Raw genomic sequence first — 20,327 nt, forward strand, 5'->3', positions numbered from 1 at the left:
CGCCACGCCGCGCCTGTGCCGTGCCTGTTTGCGGGCCTGGACCGATGCGACGTGTTTCCGTTCGTGTCGACCGTCACGCATCCGGATGCAGCCGCCGATGCAGCGGCCCGAGCGCCATCGACAGCGCGATGCAGCCCACCAACACGATCGTCAGCGTGAACATCGACGCCCTGAACCCGTGCACGTAATCGAGCGCGGCCGGATGCGCGCCGAGCCGCGCGAAGAACACGCCGCCGATCGTCGCGGCGCCGACCGCCGCGCCGATCTGCAGCATCGCGCTGACCATTCCCGACGCGACTCCCGCGCGGGCCGCATCGACTTCCGCGAGCACGATCCGCACGACCGACGGCAGCACGAGCCCCTGCCCGATGCCGATCGCCGCGATGCCCGCATAGAAGCCGGGCCCCGGCGCGCCGTCGCGGGCGAGCGCGGCGGCGATCGCGACGCCGGCCGCGAGCATCGCGAAGCCGAGCGTGAGCACGCGATACCCGCCGAACCGCGCGACGAGGCGCGGCATCAGTAGCGGGCTCGCGAGGAAGCCGAGCCCGAGCGGCAGGATCGCGAAGCCGGACGCGAGCGGCGACCAGTTCAGGCAGCCCTGCAGATAGATCCCGTAACTCAGGAAGAACGCGCTCAGCGTGTAGAACAGGAACGCGAGCAGGAGCCCGAGCGCGACGACCGGGTTGCGGAACAGCCGCACGTCGAGCAGCGGATCGTGGCCGCGCGCGAGCCGGCGCGCTTCGACCGTCAGCAGCGCGCCGAGCATCGGCAGCGCGCCGACGCCGCACGCGATCATCCACAGCGGCCAGCCGGCTTCCCGACCATGCGTGAGCGGGTACACGAGCATCAGCAGGAACAGCGACATCAGCACCGTGCCCGGCACGTCGATGCGCTGGCCGCGCGGCGCGCGGTTTTCCGGGATGAAGCGCCAGCTGCCGATCAGCGCCAGGATGCCGATCGGCAGATTGACGAGGAAGATCGCGCGCCAGCCGAGCCCGAACGGATGCAGGCTGATCAGCGCGCCGCCGCCGAGCTGGCCGATCACGGCCGCGAGGCCGAACGCGAACCCGTAGAAGCCCATCACGCGCACCTGTTCCTGCGGGCTGAACACGCTGCGGATCGTCGCGAGCACCTGCGGCGCGAGGATCGCGGCGAACAGGCCCTGCAGCACGCGGCCGCCGACGAGCACCGTGCCGTTGCCGGCGAGCCCGCACAGCGTCGACGCGAGCACGAAGCCGGCCATGCCGACCATGAACATGCGCTTGCGGCCGTACAGGTCGCCGAGACGCCCGCCGGTGATCTGGACGACCGCGTTCGCGCACGCATAGGCCGACACGACGAGCTGCAACTCGGCCTGGCGCGCGCCGATGCCGTCGCGAATGGCCGGCAGCGCGAGATTCACGATGAAGTAGTCGAGCGGCGGCAGAATGGCGCCGACCAGCAGGACCACGAGCGCCCAGCCGTGATGGCTGCGCGGCGTCGCCGCGGCGGCCGAGCAGGCCGGCGCGCAGGGGGCGAGGGTGTTGTTCGTCATGATGAAAGCAGATCCAAAGAATGAGGGCCCGATAGACGATCGACGCAAGCAGGCCGTTGACCCCTTATTCTGGGCATCGCCCATGGTTCGGAAAAGCGGGAAAGAGTGGTAGCATCCATCGGGTTAGTCGATGGATAAGGAACGACGATGCGCGGTTTCGACCTGGACCAGTTGCGGACTTTCGCGGCGGTCGCGGATGCCGGCAGCCTGACGGCCGCCGCGCCGCTGTTGCACCTGTCGCAATCGACGGTCAGCGAGCAGGTGCGCAAGCTCGAATCGCGCGCCGGCGTGCCGTTGTTCGTGCGCAGCAAGCGCGGCGTCGAGCCGACGCCGGCCGGCTCGCGGCTGCTGCAGCACGCGCGGCGCATCGTCGCGCTGAACGAGGCCGCGTTCGACGAGCTGCGCGGGCAGGCGATCAAGGGCGAACTGCGCGTCGCGATCACCGATTACTACCGCACGAATGAAGTGGCGGGCATGCTGGCGCGGTTGCGGGAGTGCTACCCGCAGTTGAGCCTGCACGTGAGCGCGATGAAGAGCGCGGAGATCGAAGCGGCGCACGCGCGCGGGCAGATCGATCTCGGCGTCGTGATGAACATGTCGAGCGGGCCGTTCCGGCCGGTGTCGGCCGACACGCGCTGGGTGCTGCGGCGCGAGCCGCTGTCGTGGGTCGCGTCGCCCGCGCTTGCCGAGCAGTTGCCCGAGCCGCTGCCGCTCGTGCTGCTGCCGGACGACTGCATGATGCATCAGGTCGCGGTGCGCTCGCTCGACGAGCAACACACGCCGTACGTGCTCGTGCACAGCGCGTCGGGCGTCGCGGGGTTGCAGTCGATGCTCGCGGCGGGGCTCGGCGTCGGCTGCCTGTGCGCATCGGCGATCGGCGACGGCCTGATGCGGCTCGGCCCGAAATACCGGCTGCCGCCGCTGCCGGACGCGGTGTTTTCGCTGACGCCGCCGTTGCCGGGCGAACGCGAGACCGTCACCCAGGCGCGCGAGGTGCTGTCGCGTCAACTGCTGATGTAAAACCATGCCGCGCGACACCGAGCGGCGCGTCGGGGGCCACGGGCATGAACGACGAACTGAAGAATCAGATGGCCGCGAAGCTGCAGCATGCGCTGGAGCGCGTGGTCGACGAGCGTTCGCTGATCCACTTCCTGCGCGTGCTCGGCCATGACTGGCACACGGAGCGGCAGCTCGAGGCCGACGCGCCGCTGTCGCCGTATGCGCACGCCGCGCTCGGCTGGGAAAACCGGTCGATCGGCGAATACCTGGAAGCGATGATCGACTGGGCCGAGGCGTCGGAAGAGGGGCTGCGCTTCTACGACGTGCCCGATAACCCGTGGCGGCGCATCGCGGACATCCTGTTCGCCGGGAAAATCTACGAATAGCGCGACCCGCGCGATTCACGCCCACCGCTTTCTACTCGGCGACCTCACCGTCCGCATACGCCCGCAGCCCGTTGGCCAGCGTATCGAACACGGCCCGGCAGCGCGGGCTGGTCCGCAGGTCTTCGTGCATCACGACCCAGGTGTCCAGCCGCATCCCGAGTGCGTCCGGCAGCACGCGCACGAGCCGCGCGTCACGTTTCGCGAGCGCCGACTGGCAGAAACCGATCCCGTAGCCGGCGCGGATCATCGCGAGCTGCGCGAGATTGCTGTCGGTGCGCAGCGCGAACGCGTCGCGCTTCCACAGCGGCATGCCGCGCCCCGCCGAGCGGATGAACGGCGTGACGGTATCGAAGCCGATCAGCGCGTGATGCGCGAGCGCGTCGATCGTCGCGGGCGCGCCGTGGTGCGCCAGGTAATCGTCGCGCGCATACAGCCCGACCTCGATTTCGCCGACGCGCCGCGCGACGAGTGCGTCCTGCGCGGGCGGCGCCATCCGGACCGCGATGTCGGCCTCGCGCTTCAGCACGTCCTGGATGCGGTCGGTCGGCACCAGTTCGATCACGAGCCCCGGATGATCGCGCCGCAACTGCGTGAGCATCGGCGGCAGCACCTCGACGGCGATCACGTCGCTGGCCGAGATCCGCACGATGCCGCGCACGCCGGCGCCGTGGCTGGCCGCCGCGCGCTCGAACGCGGCCGCCGCGCTGCGCAGCGCCTCCGCGTGACCGCGCAGCGCGAGCGCGGCCTCGGTCGGCAGCAGGCCCGACGGCGAGCGGGTGAACAGCGTCTGGCCGAACGCGGCTTCGAGCGCCGCGACATGGCGGCCGGCCGTCGGCTGCGTGATGCCGAGCGCGCGCGCCGCGCCGGACAGCGAGCCTTCCGTCAAGACCGCGAGGAAGGTGCGGTAGCGTTCCCAGTTCAGATCGATGGTCATACATAAATGTATAGCTGATCTGCCAGGTTCGGCAATTCCTTGATAGTCATCGGCGCGCCAGAATGCGTGTCGTGATGGTTCCATTCAAGGAGAGCGGCAATGATGGCAAACGCAGGCGGGACGCAACGGCAGGCCCTCGTGCTCGGCGCGAGCGGCGGGATCGGCGGGGAAGTCGCGCGGCAGTTGCGCGATGCAGGCTGGCAGGTGCGTGCGCTCAAGCGCGGGCTCGATGCCGAGGTCGTGGAGCGCGACGGTATCGCATGGGTGCGCGGCGACGCGCTGGATCGTGATGCGGTGGTGCGCGCCGCCCGCGGCTGCCATGTGATCGTGCATGCGGTGAACCCGCCCGGATACCGGAACTGGGCCACGCAGGTGCTGCCGATGATCGACAACACGATCGCGGCGGCCCGGGCCGCGCAGGCGACCGTCGTGCTGCCGGGGACGGTCTACAACTTCGGCGCCGATGCGTTTCCGGTGCTGCGGGAAGACGCGCCGCAGCATCCGGCGACCCGCAAGGGCGCGATCCGCGTCGAACTGGAGCGGCGGCTGCAGGACGCCAGCGCGCACGGCGTGCCGGCGATCGTCGTGCGCGCCGGCGATTTCTTCGGGCCGCAACTCGGCAACAGCTGGTTCTCGCAGGGGCTGATCAAGGCGGGGCGGCCGGTCGCCGCCATCAGCGTGCCGAGCCGCGGCGTCGGCCATCAATGGTCGTATGTGCCGGACGTGGCCCGCGTGATGGTCGAGCTGATCGAGCGGCGCGAGACGCTGGAGCCGTTCGCGCGTTTTCATCTGGGCGGACATTGGGATGAAGACGGCATGCAGATGGCGCTGGCCGTGCAACGCGTCGCGCAGCGGCACGGCATGCGGCCGGCGCTGCGCGATTTCCCGTGGTGGCTCGTGTACGTGGCTGCGCCGTTCGTCACGACGATGCGCGAATTGCTCGAGATGCGCTACCTGTGGCGCGAACCGATCCGGATGGACAACGCGCGCGTGACCGCGGTGCTCGGCCGCGAGCCGGTGACGCCGCTCGATACGGCGGTGGAGGCGACGCTGGCGGGGCTCGGGTGTCTCGGGTGAGCAACGGCGGGTAGCCCAGTTGCACCGAGGCACGGAAACGCATCACGGCGAACCGAAGAAGCCCCGGGGTCACAATTCTCCACATACCCGCGTGCGCCCGATGCGCATCATGTCGGTCGGCACCGATAAGGTGAAAACGGGGGCGAGATGTTGCATTTCGGCTGGAAAGCGTCGGTTGCGGGGGCGATCATGTTCACATTGAGCGGGTGTACCAACCTGGCAGGTGTGCTGTACTGCGGCAACTCGCAGTTCAACTTCCCGGACTACCACTGCTTTGAGTCGTACCGGTAGGAACAGGCGCGACGACTGACAGCCGCCGTGCCCGCGTCCTTGCGGTTTTCCGCTCGCGGTCAAGCCACGACCGGCAATACCTCGACTGCATAGCGATGCGTGAGGCTGCGTCCGAGTACCGGATCGTGCAGTTCCATCTCGAACGCATCGCCGTCGCCCATCGAGGCAATCGCGCCATGCACGGCGACGGTCCCGCCATACATCGCGCAGCGCGCGGGCATCGTGCGGCGATCGTCGAACCGATGCCACAGCGCGTCGGGCGCGAGCAGGCCGCTGACCGCGCCGTGCTGGTATGCGCGCCGCTCGCCGTTGTGCGCGATCAGCCACGAACGCAGCTCGAGCGCATCCCAGTGATCGGCGACATCCGCATGGCGCCACGCGTCGCGGCCGAGCGGCTTCGCGCACACCTGCTTCGACACGGCGACGCCGTACGCTTCGACTTCGCGATCCGTGTGATCGGAGCCGATCGTGACCAGCGTGCCGGCCGGGCTGTCGACCAGCACGCATTCGATCTCGCCGCCCGAGCGCGCGCCGAGCACGCCGATCGACGGCGCCTGCGTGAGCAGTGCGGACGACACGCGATAGAAGCACGGCGTGGTCGACGGCGGCGCGACGCCGAGCGCCGCGAGTTCGTCGATGTGCGCGCGGATCGCGGCCGGGTCGCGGCCGGCCCAGCCGGCGATCACGACGCGTTCGACGTCGACGTCGACGTCGGCCGGCGCACCTTGCAGGGAAATCACGTTGAACGACAGGGTTGGCATGCGGTTATCCGTTTGAAGTGCGAATGAATGATGGGGCTGGCGGCGGCGCTCAATCCTCGAGCGGCCGGTGCGCGGTCTCGCGCGCGGCGACGAGCGCGATCGACGTGACGACGAGCGCGGCGGTGACGTACAGCGACACGGCCGTCGTCGTGCCCGTCTGCCGGAACAGCGCGGCGATCACGAGCGGCGCGAAACCGCCGCCGACGATGCCGGCGAGCGTGTACGCGAGCGACGAGCCCGCATAGCGCACGCGCGTCGGGAATTGTTCGGTCACGAACGCGCCCTGCGGGCCGTACATCACCGCGTGGATCACGAGGCCGATCGCGACGGCCGCGACGATCGCCACGGGGCGCGCGGAATCGAGCAGCGCGAAGAACACGAACGCCCACACGATGCCGGCGATTGCGCCGGCGAGATACACGGGCCGGCGGCCGAAGCGGTCCGACAGCGCGCCGAAGAACGGCACCGCGAGTGCATTGCAGGCCGTGCCGATCATCACGGCCGTCAGCGCGACGGGGCGCGACAGGTGCAGCACGGTCGTCACGTAGGTCAGCGTGAACACGACGATCAGCGCGTACAGCACGTCAGAACCGATCCGCGAGCCGCCCGCGATCAGCAGGCGCTTCCAGTGGTATTTCAGCACGTCGGCGACGGGCACTTCGGCGGTTGCGTGCGATTCGGCGAGCTGCTCGAACTGCGGCGTTTCGTCGACGCCGCGTCGCACCCAGAAGCCGAACACGACGAGCAGCGCGCTGGCCGCGAACGGCACGCGCCAGCCCCACGACAGGAAAGCATCGGACGTGGTCGACAGCGTGACGAGCGCGATGCAGCCGGTGCCGAGCAGCGTGCCGAACGACGGGCCGATCTGCGTCCACGACGCGGACAGCCCGCGCCGTTTCTGGTCGCCGTGCTCGACCGACAGCAGGACCGCGCCGGCCCATTCGCCGCCGAGCGCGACGCCCTGCACGAAGCGCAGTGCGACGAGCAGGATCGGGCTCAGGATGCCGGCCTGCGCATAGGTCGGCAGCGCGCCCATCAGCGCGGTCGTCACGCCCATCAGCACGAGCGTGAGCATCAGCACCGCGCGGCGGCCGATGCGGTCGCCGAGGTTGCCGAACACGAAGCCGCCGAGCGGGCGCGACACGTAGCCGACCGCATAGGTCGAGAACGCGAGGATCGTGCCGGCCAGCGGATCGACCGACGGGAAGAACAGATGGTTGAAAACGAGCGCGGCGAGCGTGTTGTAGATCGTGAAGTCGTACCACTCGAGCGACGTGCCGATCATGCTCGCGGTCGCGAGTCGGCTGTTGCGGACACGGCGGGGCGCGTGGGCGGCGGGCTGGGCGAGAGTGCTCATGGTTTCGGGCAGGTCGTGACGGATGACGGGATGGAGCGCGGGGCCGGCGTGGGCGTCGGCGTCGGGCGTTCAGGCAGGCAGTGCGGCGGCGACGGCGGCGACGGCGGCCGGTTCGGCCGCGGCCTGGGCGTCGCGATGCGCAGTCGGTAGCGGTGCGGCGGCGCGCCACAGCAGATCGAAGGTGCGCACGTCGTCGTGCCCGGCGAGCGTGGCGGCTACGCGCCGCGTGGCCGCTGCGTCGCTGCCTTCGATCAGCACGAGCGCATCGGCGGCCGGGCTGGGCGCCGCGGCGGCGCCGATCGGCGCGGACAGGTCCGGCGACGTACGGAAGAGCCGCGCGGCGTGGATGCCCGGCTCTTGCAGCACGACGTCGAAGCGCGCGCGCAGGTGCGGCACGTCGATGCGGTCCGGCGGCAGCACGAACAGCGCGAGATGGGCGCCTTCGCCGTCGCCGGCCTCGATCGTCAGCTCGCCGACGCGCCGTTGCGTGCCCGTCATGCGCTCGAAGTTCGCGAGCGACCACGCGGTCTGCTGCGTGAACGCACGCCGGTACGCGTCGCCGCGGAATACGTCGAGCGTGTCCGTCACGTACAGCGCGAGGTATCGGCGCGGGCCGCCATCGGTCGCGCGAAAGCGCCGTGCATGCGTGAAGCCGGGAATCGCGACACGTTCCTGCATGTGCTCGCGGTCGTACCACGCGTTGAAATCGGCTTCGTGCGCGGGGTCGATATCCGTCCAGACGCAAAGCTGGCCGTGCGGAAGGGAAAGGCGGGTCATCGCGGGGTTCCTCGTGACGGGTATGTCAGGAACCCCAGTGTCCCGAAGACGGTCCGCGCCCGTCCAACAAGAAAACAAATTCGCGGTGAACAGGTTTTCTTATGAGCGGCGTGGACGGCGTTTCGCGGCGGGCGCGGCAGGCGAGGCGGCTTTCGGCGTGCGCTTCGCTTTCGCCGACGCGTTCGTCTTTGTCCCGGCTGCCTTGCGCGCAGGCGTTGCGTCGACGCGATCGGCGACGGCCGGGTTCGCGAGGTTCGCGGCGGCCGCCATCGCGCGTGCCACTTCGCTCGCGAGTTCCGCGATACGCGCGGTGACCGGCAGCCCCTGGCTGCGGTACGTCGCGACGAGCGGCAGCGCGGGGAATTCGGGCTCGACGTCGAGCAGTTCGAGCGCGCCTTCTTGCAGCTCCCGCCCGATGATCGCAGGCGGCAGCGCGGCCACGCCGAAGCCGTCGGCGACGAGTCGGATCATCGCGGCAACCGACGTGATGCAGTTGATGCTGGCCGGCCGTTCGACGGCCGCGAACAGCCGCTCGATCGTCGCGTGCGGCCCCGAGTGGCGCGAGAAACTGATGATCGGAAACCCGGCCAGTCGCACGACGTCGAGCGGCTGGCCCCCGAGCCCGAGGCGCGGGCTCGCGGCCCAGCGCACCGGGAATTCGCACAGCGGCAGGTTCGTGAAGTCCGGGCCCGGCACCGGCTCGGTTTGCAGGATCAGGTCGACGCCGTCGGTGCTGAGCAGGCGAATCAGATGCAGCGTCGTGTCGCTCGTGATCTCGACGTCGAGGCGCGGATAGCGCTCGCGCAGTTGCGCCATCAGCGCGGGAAACCAGCTGTGCACGATCGATTCGATCACGCCGATCCGGATCAGGCCCGCGTCGCTCGCCGCGTCGATGTCGCGCCGCATTTCGCCGTCGAGCCGCACGATCCGCTCCGCGTAGGCCAGCATGCGCCGGCCCGCGGGCGTGAGCGTGGCCGAGCGCGTGTTGCGGTCGAACAGGCGCACGTCGAACGCTTCCTCGAGCGACGCGATGCGGCTCGACACGGCGGCCTGCGTCGTGTGCAGTTTCTCGGCCGTGAGCCGGAAGTTTTCCAGCTTCGCGAGCCAGACGAAGGTTTCCAGAAACCGGATGTTCATCGAATTCCGAACGGTGAGGCGGTGCCGGGCGAAGCGGCGGGATCGGTCGATGGTAGCGGATTTCCGGGCGGAAAACGGCCAGGCGGCGCCGTGCGTGTCGTGGGCGGGTACCGGTAGTCGCCCACGACACGCTGCCCGCTCGATGTCTCCCGCGCGCGGCGTGCCTGCTGGCGTCAAAGCCGGTCGAACGCGAGCGTCGGCACGTCGACGACCATCGCGCCACCGTCCGCGACGAGCGTCGCGCCGGTCACGAACGATGCGTCCGGCGACGCCAGGAACGCGCAGACGGCCGCGATCTCGTCGGGATCGGCCGCGCGCCGCAGCGGCACGTCGGCGCTCACGCGGGCGTACGCGCCGTCGAGCGAATCGCCGTGCGCGGCCATCAGCGGGGCCATTTCCGCATCGGCCATCGGCGTGCGGACCCAGCCCGGGCAGACGGCGTTCGCCCGTACGCCGTGCGGGCCGTAGTCGCGCGCGAGCGATCGCGCCAGCCCGAGCAGCGCGTGCTTGCCGACGGTGTAGCCGCATACGCCGGGCCCGGCCGCGAGTGCCGCGATCGACGCGACCAGCACGATATTGCCGCGCTGCGCGATCAGGTCGGGCAGGCACGCACGCGTGCTGACGAACGCGGTGTCGAGGTTCGCGTGCATCGCGTCGCGCCATTGCGCGTCGTCGGTTTCGTCCGCGCGGCCGATGCCGTGGCCGCCCGCGCACGCGACGAGCGCGTCGACGCGGCCGAAGCGTTCGGCGATGCGCGGCAGGAAGCCGGCCCAGTCGGCGGGGCTGGCCGCGTCGCCGGCCAGCGCGAGGCCGCCCGTTTCGGCAGCCAGCGCGTCGAGCGGCGCCTGGCGGCGCCCGATCAGCACGACGCGGTCGCCGCGACGGGCGAAGCGGCGTGCGCATGCGGCGCCGATGCCGGTGCCTGCGCCGGTGATCGCGATCGTGCGGGGTGGCGGGTGCGTCATGTCGTTCTCCGGAAAGGGGGCGTTCCGGCCACTTTAGGCCGCGCCGGCGCGCGCCGGTATCCGCCGAAAGGATGAACGCGTGCTGTCCGGATGGACGGGTGCGGCGGCCGTGGCCCATTTTGCAAAGGCTGACGATGTCTGACGCCGAATCGCTCTATCCTCCACATTTTTGGGATAAGCCGCGAAAGCCCGGCAAAATAGTGCGAGCGGGCGCTTGCAACGACGCGCGGCGCGTCGGCCAGCCGATTCCGGTCGTAAGAATGGCGCGGCCGGCAAAGGCGCGGCCGGCAATGGCGCGCCCAGCAAAGGCGCGGCAGGCCGGATCGGCGCGAGCGGGCGTCCGACACACAGGTAGCGCATCCGCCGACGGCTCGTGTCGCCACGGCGTATCGCCCGGTTGCGCGCTGGCGCGGCCGGACCATCGACAAAAGAACAGGGAGGGGCCGGCAATGAGGCTGGACGACGAAAGAGAAAGCGCCAACGTCGAGGATCGACGCGGCGGCGGCGGATTCGGCGGTGGGCGCGCGACGATCGGCATCGGCACGATCGTGGTCGCGCTGGCCGCGTCGTATTTCTTCGGGATCGACCCGCGCGTCGTGCTCGAAGGCGCGTCGGCGCTGCAGGGCCGGCAACAGCAGGCGCAGCCCGCGCCGACCCAGCACCAGGGCGCGCCGGCGAACGATCCCGGCGCGGTGTTCACGCGCAAGGTGCTCGGCAATATCGAACGCACGTGGACGGGCGTGTTCAACACGCAGCTGCACGCGCAGTACGAACCGCCGAAGCTCGTGATGTTCACGAACTCGACGCCGACCGCATGCGGCACCGGCCAGACCGCGATGGGGCCATTCTACTGCCCGGGCGACCGCAACGTGTATATCGATCTCGGCTTCTACGACGAGCTGCGCAAGCGTTTCGGCGCGGGCGGCGATTTCGCGCAGGCCTACGTGATCGCGCACGAAGTCGGCCATCACGTGCAGAACCTGCTCGGCATCGCCGACAAGGTCGACGCCGCGCGCCGGCGCTCGAGCCAGGCGCGCGCGAATGCGCTGTCGGTGCGGATGGAGCTGCAGGCCGACTGCTTCGCAGGTGTGTGGGCGAACAACGCGCAGCGCGCGAACCAGCGGCTGATGGAGCCCGGCGATTTCGAGCAGGGGTTGAAGGCGGCTGCCGCGATCGGCGACGACCGGCTGCAGCAGCAAGGGCAGGGCTACGTCGTGCCCGAAAGCTTCACGCACGGCACCAGCGAGCAGCGCGTGTACTGGCTGCGGCGCGGGATGGAGTCGGGCGAGGTGAGCGCCTGCGACACGTTCGCCGCGAACGCCCGCTGAAACGAGGCGCGCGCACCGCCGCGCGCCGGCATCGTCCCGCCTGAACCGGCCGCCCTGGTCGGCCCGGGACGATTTGCCGATTCGTGCTCACCGGCGTTTTTCGGCGCCGGTAGGCTGGCCCGGACGTCGAGATTCGATGCGTCCATCCGCCAGCCGATTTCCCATGCCGACCTTGTCCGTTTCCGCCGACCACGCTCCCGCCGACTGGCAGCGCGCGCTGCATGCGTGCGTGGATGCATTCGACGCGTTCGCGAGCCCGTCCGCGATCGTGTTCTACCGGCTCGACCAGAGCGGCGAGCCGGCCGATTTCGAGCTGTTCGGGATGCCGGAATCGATGCACCGCACCTATGTCGCCCGCTACCGGATGCTCGATCCGCTGCATCCGTCGCGCTGCGCGGCGGGCGACCGCGCGGTCGTCACGCTCGCGTCGCAACTGCCTGACGAACGACGCGCGGCATCCGCGTACTGGACCCGTTTTCTGCGGCGGCACGACGTGGCGGACGTCGTCGAGATCTGGCTGCGCGACGACGCGGGTCGCACGGTCGGCGCGTTCTCGCTGCTGCGCTTCGGCATCGGCGACGCGAACGGCAACGGCACCGCAGGGCGGTTCGCCCCCGGCGAGATCGACGCGCTCGCGCGGCTGCAGCCGGTCGCCGAAGCGGCGCTGAGCCCGCTGCTGCGCGCGCGGCGCGGCATCCACCGGATCGGTTGCGAGGAACGGCTGACCTACCGCGAGGAGCAGATCGCGCGGCTCGTGCGCGACGGCCGCTCGAACAAGGAGATCGCGCGCGACCTCGCGCTCGGGCCACCGACGATCAAGACGCACCTGATGCGCATGTACCGCAAGCTCGGCGTGTCGAACCGCACGGAGTTGGTCGGCGCGCTGTTCCTGTAAGTTTTTTCCCTGTCCGCAATCCCGCCGTGCCGTTCGTCGGACGATAACGCGGCGTTCGTCCGTCGCGACGCCACGCTTGTGCGCGTCCGGCTCACCCGCCTCTGATTCCCCCACGCGCTGCCAATTTGCGCTCACCGCGCGTGATTCCTCGTCGATACAGTGGTTCGACGCCCGCGTGCCTCGGCGGCACGCGGTCCAGCCACGACAATCAGCGAGACGCCCATGAGCAACACGAACTTCGTCGCCGTCAGCGACACCGTGCGCACCTTCGTTGCGCGCGACTTCGGCCTCTTCATCGACGGCGCCATGCAGCCCGCGCACGCGGCAGCGCGCGTCGACGTGCACGACCCCGCCACGGGCGAGCGGCTCGCGAGCGTCGCCGATGCCGATGCGCACGACGTCGACCGCGCCGTCGCCAGCGCGAAACACGCGTTCGACACGCGCGTCTGGAGCGGGCTGCGGCCGGCCGACCGCGAACGCATCCTGCTGAAACTCGCCGACCTGATCGAAGCCGATGCCGAAACGCTCGCGCAGCTCGAAACGCTGAACCAGGGCAAGTCGATTCACGTGTCGCGCGCGGTCGAAGTCGGCGCGAGCGTCGAATACGTGCGCTACATGGCCGGCTGGGCGACCAAGATCACCGGCCAGACGCTCGACGTGTCGATCCCGTTCCCGCCGGGCGCGCGTTACACGGCCTATACGCGCAAGGAGCCCGTCGGCGTGGTCGCCGCGATCGTGCCGTGGAATTTCCCGCTGATGATCGCCGTGTGGAAGCTGATTCCCGCGCTCGCGGCCGGTTGCACGATCGTGCTGAAGCCGTCGCCGGAAACCCCGCTCACCGCGTTGCGCCTCGCCGAGCTGGCACGCGAAGCCGGCGTGCCGCCCGGCGTGTTCAACGTCGTCACGGGCGGGCGCGTCTGCGGCGCGGCGCTCGCGAGCCACCGGTCGATCGCGAAGATCTCGTTCACGGGCTCGACCGCGACCGGCAAACTGGTCGGCGCGGCGGCCGTGCAGAACATGACGCGCTTCTCGCTCGAACTCGGCGGCAAGAACCCGATCGTGATGCTCGACGACGTTGACGTCGCGCAGGCGCTCGACGGCGTCGCCGCCGGCGCGTTCTTCAACCAGGGACAGGTGTGCGCGGCCGCGTCGCGCATCTATGTGCATCGCAGCAAGTTCGCGCAGTTGGCCGACGGCCTCGCGGGCGTCGCGCGGTCGATGAAGCTCGGCGCGGGCCTCGACACCACCGCGCAGATCAACCCGCTCGTGTCCGCGCAGCATCGCGACAAGGTGCTCCAGCACATCGAAGGCGCGCGCCGCGCGGGCCTCACGTTCCTCGCGGGCGGCACGCCGGCCGACGATCTGCCCGGCTATTACGTGAAGCCGGCCGTGATCGCCGATCCGCATCCGGACAGCGCGATCGTGCGCGACGAGGTGTTCGGCCCGGTGATCGTCGTCGTGCCGTTCGACGACGCGGCCGACGCGGTGCGCCTCGCGAACGCGTCGCCGTACGGCCTCGCCGCGAGCATCTGGAGCAACGACCTGAAACGCGTGATGAACCTCGTGCCGCGGATCGAGGCCGGCACAGTGTGGGTGAACTGCCATATCCCGCTCGATCCGTCGATGCCGTTCGGCGGCTACAAGCAATCGGGCATCGGCCGCGAATTCGGCCAGTACGCGATCGAAGGCTTCACCGAAACCAAATCCGTCTGCATCGCGCATTGACGCGCGGGCCGATCCCAAAACCGCAAAAAACCGATCCGAAACTGGAGATTGCAATGAGCTACAACGAAGCGAAGTTCTGGCACCCGATGCTGCACCCGAACGAAATGAAACAGCGCAAGCCGATCCGCATCGTGCGCGGCGACGGCTGCTACGTGTTCGACGAACAAGGGCGCAAGCTCGTCGACGGCGTCGCGGGCCTGTGGAACGTGAACGTCGGCCACAACCGCCAGGAAGTGAAGGACGCGATCGTGCGCCAGCTCGACGAGCTCGAATACTTCCAGTTGTTCGACGGCATTTCGCATCCGCGCGCCGAAGAGTTGTCGAAGAAGGTGATCGACATGCTCGAGCCGGAAGGGATGCGCCGCGTGCTGTACAGCTCGGGCGGGTCGGACTCGGTCGAGACCGCGCTGAAGATCGCGCGTCAGTACTGGAAAGTGCGCGGCCAGGCTGATCGCACGAAGTTCATCTCGCTGAAGCAGGGGTATCACGGCACGCACTTCGGCGGCGCGTCGGTGAACGGCAATACGGTGTTCCGCCGCAACTACGAACCGAACCTGCCCGGCTGCTTCCACGTCGAGACGCCGTGGCTGTACCGCAACCCGTTCACGCAGGACCCGGAGGAACTCGGCCGGATCTGCGCGGAAATGCTCGAGCGAGAGATTCAGTTCCAGAGCCCCGATACGGTTGCCGCGTTCATCGCGGAGCCGATCCAGGGTGCGGGCGGCGTCATCGTGCCGCCGGCCAACTACTGGCCGCTGGTGCGTGAAGTGTGCGACCGCTACGGCGTGCTGCTGATCGCCGACGAAGTCGTGACGGGCTTCGGCCGCAGCGGCAGCCTGTTCGGCAGCCGCGGCTGGGGCGTGCGCCCGGACATCATGTGTCTCGCGAAGGGGATTTCGTCGGGCTACGTGCCGCTCGGCGCGACGGTCGTGAACGCGCGGATCGAGGACGCGTTCGCCGCGAATGCCGATTTCGGCGGGGCGATCATGCACGGCTACACGTACGCCGGGCACCCGGTGGCATGCGCGGCCGCGATCGCGAGCCTCGACATCGTCGTGAAGGAGGATCTCCCGGCGAATGCGGCGAAGCAGGGCGCGTATCTGCTCGAAGCGCTGCAGCCGTTCGCGGAACGCTTCGCGGCGGTCGGCGAGGTGCGCGGCAAGGGGCTGATGCTCGCGCTCGACCTCGTCGCGAACAAGGACACGCGCGAGCCGATCGATCCGCTGTCGGGCTATGCGAACGCCGTCGCGGAAGTCGCCCGCGAAAACGGCGTGCTGGTGCGCCCGGTCGGCACGAAGATCATCCTGTCGCCGCCGCTCGTGATCCAGCGCGAACAGCTCGACCGGATCGTCGACGCGCTCGCGGCCGGCTTCGAGGCCGTCCCGTTCGCGTGACGGCGAAGCCGCGACGGAGGGTAAACGCCGTCGCGGATTTGCCGATTTGCGCTATGACCGGATTATTTTGCCTGCGTATTTTTTCGACATCGGATCACGCCGTGATCGACAGGGGCCCGGGCATCGACGCGCTGAAGCATCGCCCGGGGCCGACCGCATAGCATCTGGCCCCGGCCGCCGACGAAGCGCCGGTTCGGGCCAACCTACGAAGGAGACAACGATGTCGGGATGGTCGGGAATGACCGGCGCCGCGGGCGATACGCCCGCCGGCTCGCCGGCTGAAGCGGGCGGCGGCACCGCCTTGAAGGCGGGGGCGGTCGGTTTTCCGACCGCGCTGGCGAGCGCCGTCGGCCTCATCATGGCGAGCCCGGTGATCCTCACCGCGACGTCGGGCTTCGGGATGGGCGGCTGGGCGTTCGCGGTCGCGATGATCATCGCGTTCGTGATGATGCAGGCGCAGGCCACCACGTTCTCCGAAGCCGCCGCGATGCTGCCGACGGCCGGCTCGGTTTACGATTACCTGTCGTGCGGGCTCGGCCGCTTCTGGGCGATCACCGGCACGATTTCCGCCTATTTCCTCGTGCACGTGTTCGCCGGCACCGCGGAGACGATCCTGAGCGGCATCATGGCGCTCGTGAACTTCGAATCGCTGAACGCCGCGTTCGAGAAGCACAACAGCTCGTGGCTGGTCGGCGTCGGCCTCGTGGTGACGTTCGCGATCACCAACATCATCGGCATCAAGGTATTCAGCAAGCTCGAGATCGTGCTGACGGCCGGCATGTGGCTGTCGCTGATGATCTTCGGCATCCTCGGGCTCGCGGCCGCGCCGGCCGTGCATCTCGACGGCTGGTTCGGCGGCTCGGAAGTCGGCACGTCGATCCCGGCCGTGCTGTCGCTGGTCGGGATGGCGATGTTCATGTTCGTCGGCTGCGAGTTCGTCACGCCGCTCGCGCCGGAAATGAAGGCGCCGGGCCGCACGATCCCGCGCGCGATGGCGCTCGGCCTCGTCGGCGTCGCGATCTGCATGTTCCTGTACGGCGCGGCGATCCGCCGCCAGGTCGCGAACGTGCCGGTGAGCCCCGACGGCCTCACGCACCTGCTCGACACGCCGGGCGCGATTCCCGCGTTCGCGCTGCAGGTGCTCGGGCCGTTCGGACGCGTGTGGTTCGGCATCGCGTTCCTGTGCGCGGGCGCCGCGACGATCAACACGCTGATGGCCGGGCTGCCGCGCATCCTGTACGGGATGGCGATCGACGGCGCGCTGCCGCGCTGCTTCGCGTACCTGCATCCGCGGTTCAAGACGCCGGTGGTCGGCATCGTCGCGTCGGCGATCGTGCCGATCTTCCATGCGTGGCTGATCAACGGCAATCTCGACAGCATCCTGCACCTCGTGCTCGCCGCGACCTGCGCATGGGGCACCGCGTACCTGCTCGTCACCGCGTCGGTCGTGATGCTGCGCATCCGCCGCCCCGACTTGCCGCGGCCGTACCGTTCGCCGCTGTTCCCGCTGCCGCAGATCGTGTCGAGCGTCGGCATCGTGCTCGCGATCTGGTACATCACGCCGCCCGGCATGAACCCGCGCGACATCTACGTGCCGTTCGGCGCGATGCTCGGGCTCACCGCGCTGTACGCGCTGTTCTGGACGCTGGTCGTGCAGCGCCGGCATCCGTTCAGGCCGGTGCCGGTCGAGGACGTGCTGCGCAACGAGCACGTCGCATCGTGAAGGCCGCGCTCGCCCGCTGGCGCGTGGCGCCCGATGCGCCGCCGCCCGGCCATCGGCCCGGCGCGATCGCCGCGCGCGTGCTCGCCGACTTGCGGGCCGTGCGCGATGACGACGGTGCTGGCGGCGTTGGCGGTGCCACGGCGCGGTTGCCGAATGGCGTGCGCGTGCGCGTCGACGAGTGCGTCGAGCGTCAGTTCCTGATGCATACGGTCAGCGTGAGGGTGACGGTGGCCGCGAACGGGCCGGCCGCGCAGGGCAGTGCGCGCGTGCGGCAGGCCGGCTGGCTGCGCCGTACCGGCATCGCTGCGGTGCTCGCGCCCGGATGCGCCCCCGCCTTCATCGACACGCTGGCCGCGCTGCTTGCCGACCCGGCGCTGGCCGACGCGCTGCGGCCGCTGCACCTGACCGACTGCGTGATCGACGCGCACGACGGCCGCTGGATGCTCGCGATCGTGCCGTTCGGCGGCAGCGAGGTCGTCAACCGGATGCCGTCGTTTCGCCGCTATGTCCGGCTGATCGACGAGCAGGCCGCGGCGCTGTCGGCGGCCTGTCTTGCGTTCGAAACCGCACTACGCGGGATTTTGCGAGGGTAAGCTGTGGCGATGCGTGCCGCGCAAACCCGGCGGCCGCATCCAGGAATCAGGGTTTTACCGGAGATGCCGATGCTGTTCCAGTCACGCTCACACGAAGACGTGCACGATCACGGGCTCGCGATCGCGGGCTGGCATCAGGTGTACCGTCAGATGACGCCGGGCCGCTTCAAGGGCACCGTCACGCAGGTGTTGTACGACGATTTCCACTTCTTCCGCGAGACGACCAACCGGCGTGTCGCGCAAACCGGCCTCGCGCCGGCCGGGCGCACCTCGCTCGCGGTACCGTTGTCCGTGCCCCTCGCGGGCACGTTCCAGGGCCAGCCGGTCGACGGCTATGCGCTGCTCGCGCTGCGCGCCGGCGAGGATTTCGAATTCCACACGCCGGAAGGGATGGGGCTCGTCGGGATCAGCGCGTCGTCCGACATGGTCGACGAGCTGTGCGAGGCCGAATTCGGCGCGGCCGGCGCGCGCAGGCTGCGGCACGTGACGCGGCTGTCCGACGCGCAGGGCGTCGCGCTGGGCGTGCGGCTGTCGGCCCTGATCGACGATGCCCAGCGCAACCCGGGCTGCCTCGAATACGCGGCGACCCGCAAGATGTTTCGCGACGCGATGCTCGGCATGTTCCTCGATGCGCTCGAACAGGGTATCGGCGTCGAGCGCCGCGACATCACGCACGCGACCTACAGCGATATCGTGAGCCGTTGCGAGAAGCATCTGCGCGACCGGCCCGAAGAACCCGTCACCGTGCTCGAACTGTGCCGCGCGCTGCGCTGCAGCCGCCGCACGCTGCAAACGAGCTTTCAACGCGTGGCCGACGTCACGCCGGTCGGCTACCTGCGCACGATCCGGCTGAACGCGGTGCGTCGCCTGCTGCGCACGACGTCGGCGCAGCAACTCGGCGTCGGCGAAGCCGCCGCGAGCTGGGGCTTCACGCATCTCGGCTATTTCGCGCGCGAGTATCGCGACCTGTTCGGCGAACTGCCTTCCCAGACGACGCGTCCCGAATGACGCATCCGCACCGCGACGGCGCCGCCGGGCACCGTCGCGGGCCGCACCCCTCACCGTTTGCCGATTTGCGATAGAGGTCCGGAATTTTCGCTGGATAAAGTCCTGTCACCCATATCGACAACACATTCGGTTTGCACTGCGAATCGATGATCACAGAGGGGCGGGACATGAAAAACGGACGACGACTGACCGCGGCCGCGGCCATGCTGGCTTGCACGCATGCGGCGCACGCGCAGACTTCGGGGAGCGTGACGCTGTACGGTACCGTGGATACCGGCATCATCTATTCGACGAACCAGCAGTTCACGCGCGCCGACGGCAGCACGGGCGGCGGCCATGCGTGGCAGATGGGCGGCGGCAACCTGGTGCCGTCCCGCTTCGGCTTCCAGGGCGCCGAGCCGCTCGGCGGCGGCCTGGATGCGGTGTTTACGCTCGAGCAGCAGTTCCTGTCCGCGAACGGGCAGGCGCTGCAAGGCGGCACCGCATTCAGCCGGCAGGCATGGGTCGGGCTGCGTCAGGAGGGGATCGGCACGCTCGGCCTCGGCCGCCAGTACGACTCGTACACCGACATGCTCGGCGCGTACGTGTCGAGCAACAACTGGGCGACGCCGTACGGCTCGCATCTCGGCGACGTCGACAACCTGAATGCCGCGTTCAACTTCAACAACGCGGTGAAGTTCACCAGCGCCGATTTCAACGGGCTCACGTTCGGCGGCACGTTCAGCTTCGGCGGGCAGGCCGGCGATTTTTCCGCGAAGCGCGGCTATGCGGTGGCCGCGACGTACACGCGCGCGCCGGTGGCGTTCTCGGTCGGCTACCTCGACCTGCACCAGCCGCTCGACGCGGCGCTCGGCGGCGCGAGCGGCTATATCGGCGATTTCGCGTGCAGCAACCCGGGCGCGATGTACTGCCTGCTGCAGGATGCCGGCTCGATGCGCGCATTCGGCGCGGGCGGGTCGGTCACGCTCGGCGCGGCGACGGTCGCGCTGACCTACACGCACACGCGGCTCGGCGACAGCCGCTATTTCTCGACCGCCGCGCAGCCGCGCACGCAGGCGTTCACGTTCGACATCGGCGAGCTGAACGTCACATACATGTTCACGCCGGCGCTGCAAGGCGGTGTAGCGTACATCTTCAACGCCGCGCATACGGACGGACGCGGCACGACGCGCTTCCACCAGGTGAACGTCGGCGCGAACTACAGCCTGTCGAAGCGCACCGCGCTGTATGCGGTCGCGATCGGCCAGGTCGCGAGCGGCACGGGGCTCGGCACCGATGCGGACGGCAACGCGGCGAACTATGCGCAGATTCCGGTGCTCGCGAACAGCAATTCGAGCCGGCAACTGGCGGTGATGGCGGGGATTCGTGTGAACTTTTGACTCGGATCGCGGGCAGCGGCGGCACGTCGGTGGCGTGCCGCCGCGCGGTCCTCATGCGCATGGC

The 20,327-nt window shown here is 69.5% G+C and carries 18 protein-coding genes; 11 read left to right on the forward strand and 7 right to left on the reverse strand.

The window, feature by feature from the left end; translation table 11 throughout:
- Positions 1 to 73: 73 nt before the first annotated feature.
- Positions 74 to 1,534, reverse strand: coding sequence for an MFS transporter (locus tag HWX07_RS03065; RefSeq protein ID WP_175875130.1), 1,461 nt, complete (start codon positions 1,532 to 1,534; stop codon positions 74 to 76).
- Between the two features lie 147 nt (positions 1,535 to 1,681).
- Between HWX07_RS03065 and HWX07_RS03070 the strand changes: the two genes are divergently transcribed.
- On the forward strand, positions 1,682 to 2,554 hold the full coding sequence (locus tag HWX07_RS03070; RefSeq protein ID WP_089470607.1) for a LysR family transcriptional regulator: 873 nt from the start codon (positions 1,682 to 1,684) through the stop codon (positions 2,552 to 2,554).
- Between the two features lie 44 nt (positions 2,555 to 2,598).
- Entirely contained in the window at positions 2,599 to 2,919 is a 321-nt protein-coding gene (locus tag HWX07_RS03075) for a hypothetical protein (RefSeq protein WP_006480908.1), read from the forward strand.
- A gap of 31 nt (positions 2,920 to 2,950) precedes the next feature.
- On the opposite strand, the gene HWX07_RS03080 is transcribed toward HWX07_RS03075, so the two are convergent.
- Entirely contained in the window at positions 2,951 to 3,853 is a 903-nt protein-coding gene (locus HWX07_RS03080) for a LysR family transcriptional regulator (RefSeq protein ID WP_175875131.1), read from the reverse strand.
- A 99-nt stretch (positions 3,854 to 3,952) separates the two neighbouring features.
- Between HWX07_RS03080 and HWX07_RS03085 the strand changes: the two genes are divergently transcribed.
- Positions 3,953 to 4,930: an NAD-dependent epimerase/dehydratase family protein gene (locus tag HWX07_RS03085; protein WP_175875132.1), complete on the forward strand. Its 978-nt coding sequence runs from the start codon at positions 3,953 to 3,955 to the stop codon at positions 4,928 to 4,930.
- 350 nt (positions 4,931 to 5,280) lie between these two features.
- On the opposite strand, the gene HWX07_RS03090 is transcribed toward HWX07_RS03085, so the two are convergent.
- From HWX07_RS03090 to HWX07_RS03110, 5 genes are all read right to left on the reverse strand, one after another.
- Positions 5,281 to 5,982, reverse strand: a complete 702-nt coding sequence (locus HWX07_RS03090; RefSeq protein WP_175875133.1) for a DUF2848 domain-containing protein — start codon at positions 5,980 to 5,982, stop codon at positions 5,281 to 5,283.
- A gap of 49 nt (positions 5,983 to 6,031) precedes the next feature.
- Positions 6,032 to 7,351 (reverse strand): MFS transporter, encoded by a 1,320-nt coding sequence (locus tag HWX07_RS03095; protein WP_175875468.1) that lies wholly within the window; start codon positions 7,349 to 7,351, stop codon positions 6,032 to 6,034.
- Positions 7,352 to 7,408: 57 nt separating this feature from the next.
- Positions 7,409 to 8,116: a DUF4286 family protein gene (locus HWX07_RS03100; protein WP_175875134.1), complete on the reverse strand. Its 708-nt coding sequence runs from the start codon at positions 8,114 to 8,116 to the stop codon at positions 7,409 to 7,411.
- Between the two features lie 99 nt (positions 8,117 to 8,215).
- The gene (locus tag HWX07_RS03105; protein WP_175875135.1) at positions 8,216 to 9,253 is read right to left on the reverse strand and encodes a LysR family transcriptional regulator; all 1,038 of its coding nucleotides are present in this window, start codon (positions 9,251 to 9,253) and stop codon (positions 8,216 to 8,218) included.
- Between the two features lie 173 nt (positions 9,254 to 9,426).
- A complete protein-coding gene (locus HWX07_RS03110; RefSeq protein WP_175875136.1) occupies positions 9,427 to 10,218 on the reverse strand; it encodes an SDR family oxidoreductase in 792 nt (263 codons plus the stop codon).
- Positions 10,219 to 10,667: 449 nt separating this feature from the next.
- On the opposite strand from HWX07_RS03110, the gene HWX07_RS03115 reads away from it, so the two are divergent.
- From HWX07_RS03115 to HWX07_RS03150, 8 genes are all read left to right on the forward strand, one after another.
- Complete coding sequence (locus HWX07_RS03115; RefSeq protein WP_011547358.1) at positions 10,668 to 11,546, forward strand: neutral zinc metallopeptidase; 879 nt, start codon at positions 10,668 to 10,670, stop codon at positions 11,544 to 11,546.
- 163 nt (positions 11,547 to 11,709) lie between these two features.
- Positions 11,710 to 12,441 (forward strand): LuxR C-terminal-related transcriptional regulator, encoded by a 732-nt coding sequence (locus HWX07_RS03120; RefSeq protein WP_175767621.1) that lies wholly within the window; start codon positions 11,710 to 11,712, stop codon positions 12,439 to 12,441.
- 222 nt (positions 12,442 to 12,663) lie between these two features.
- Positions 12,664 to 14,166 carry an aldehyde dehydrogenase family protein gene (locus HWX07_RS03125; protein WP_175875137.1) on the forward strand — a complete coding sequence of 501 codons (1,503 nt, stop codon included), beginning with the start codon at positions 12,664 to 12,666 and terminating at the stop codon, positions 14,164 to 14,166.
- A 53-nt stretch (positions 14,167 to 14,219) separates the two neighbouring features.
- Positions 14,220 to 15,560, forward strand: a complete 1,341-nt coding sequence (locus tag HWX07_RS03130; RefSeq protein WP_175875138.1) for an aspartate aminotransferase family protein — start codon at positions 14,220 to 14,222, stop codon at positions 15,558 to 15,560.
- Between the two features lie 220 nt (positions 15,561 to 15,780).
- Complete coding sequence (locus HWX07_RS03135) at positions 15,781 to 17,283, forward strand: APC family permease (protein ID WP_077178813.1); 1,503 nt, start codon at positions 15,781 to 15,783, stop codon at positions 17,281 to 17,283.
- Entirely contained in the window at positions 17,280 to 17,876 is a 597-nt protein-coding gene (locus HWX07_RS03140; RefSeq protein ID WP_175767624.1) for a DUF3156 family protein, read from the forward strand. The genes HWX07_RS03135 and HWX07_RS03140 overlap by 4 nt, the downstream gene beginning before the upstream one ends.
- Before the next feature lie 69 nt (positions 17,877 to 17,945).
- On the forward strand, positions 17,946 to 18,884 hold the full coding sequence (locus HWX07_RS03145) for a helix-turn-helix domain-containing protein (RefSeq protein ID WP_012339722.1): 939 nt from the start codon (positions 17,946 to 17,948) through the stop codon (positions 18,882 to 18,884).
- A 167-nt stretch (positions 18,885 to 19,051) separates the two neighbouring features.
- A complete protein-coding gene (locus HWX07_RS03150; protein WP_175875139.1) occupies positions 19,052 to 20,263 on the forward strand; it encodes a porin in 1,212 nt (403 codons plus the stop codon).
- The last annotated feature ends 64 nt before the right edge of the window (positions 20,264 to 20,327 follow it).

This window comes from Burkholderia sp. BCC0097, from assembly GCF_902832985.1.
Taxonomy (GTDB): Bacteria; Pseudomonadota; Gammaproteobacteria; order Burkholderiales; family Burkholderiaceae; genus Burkholderia; species Burkholderia orbicola.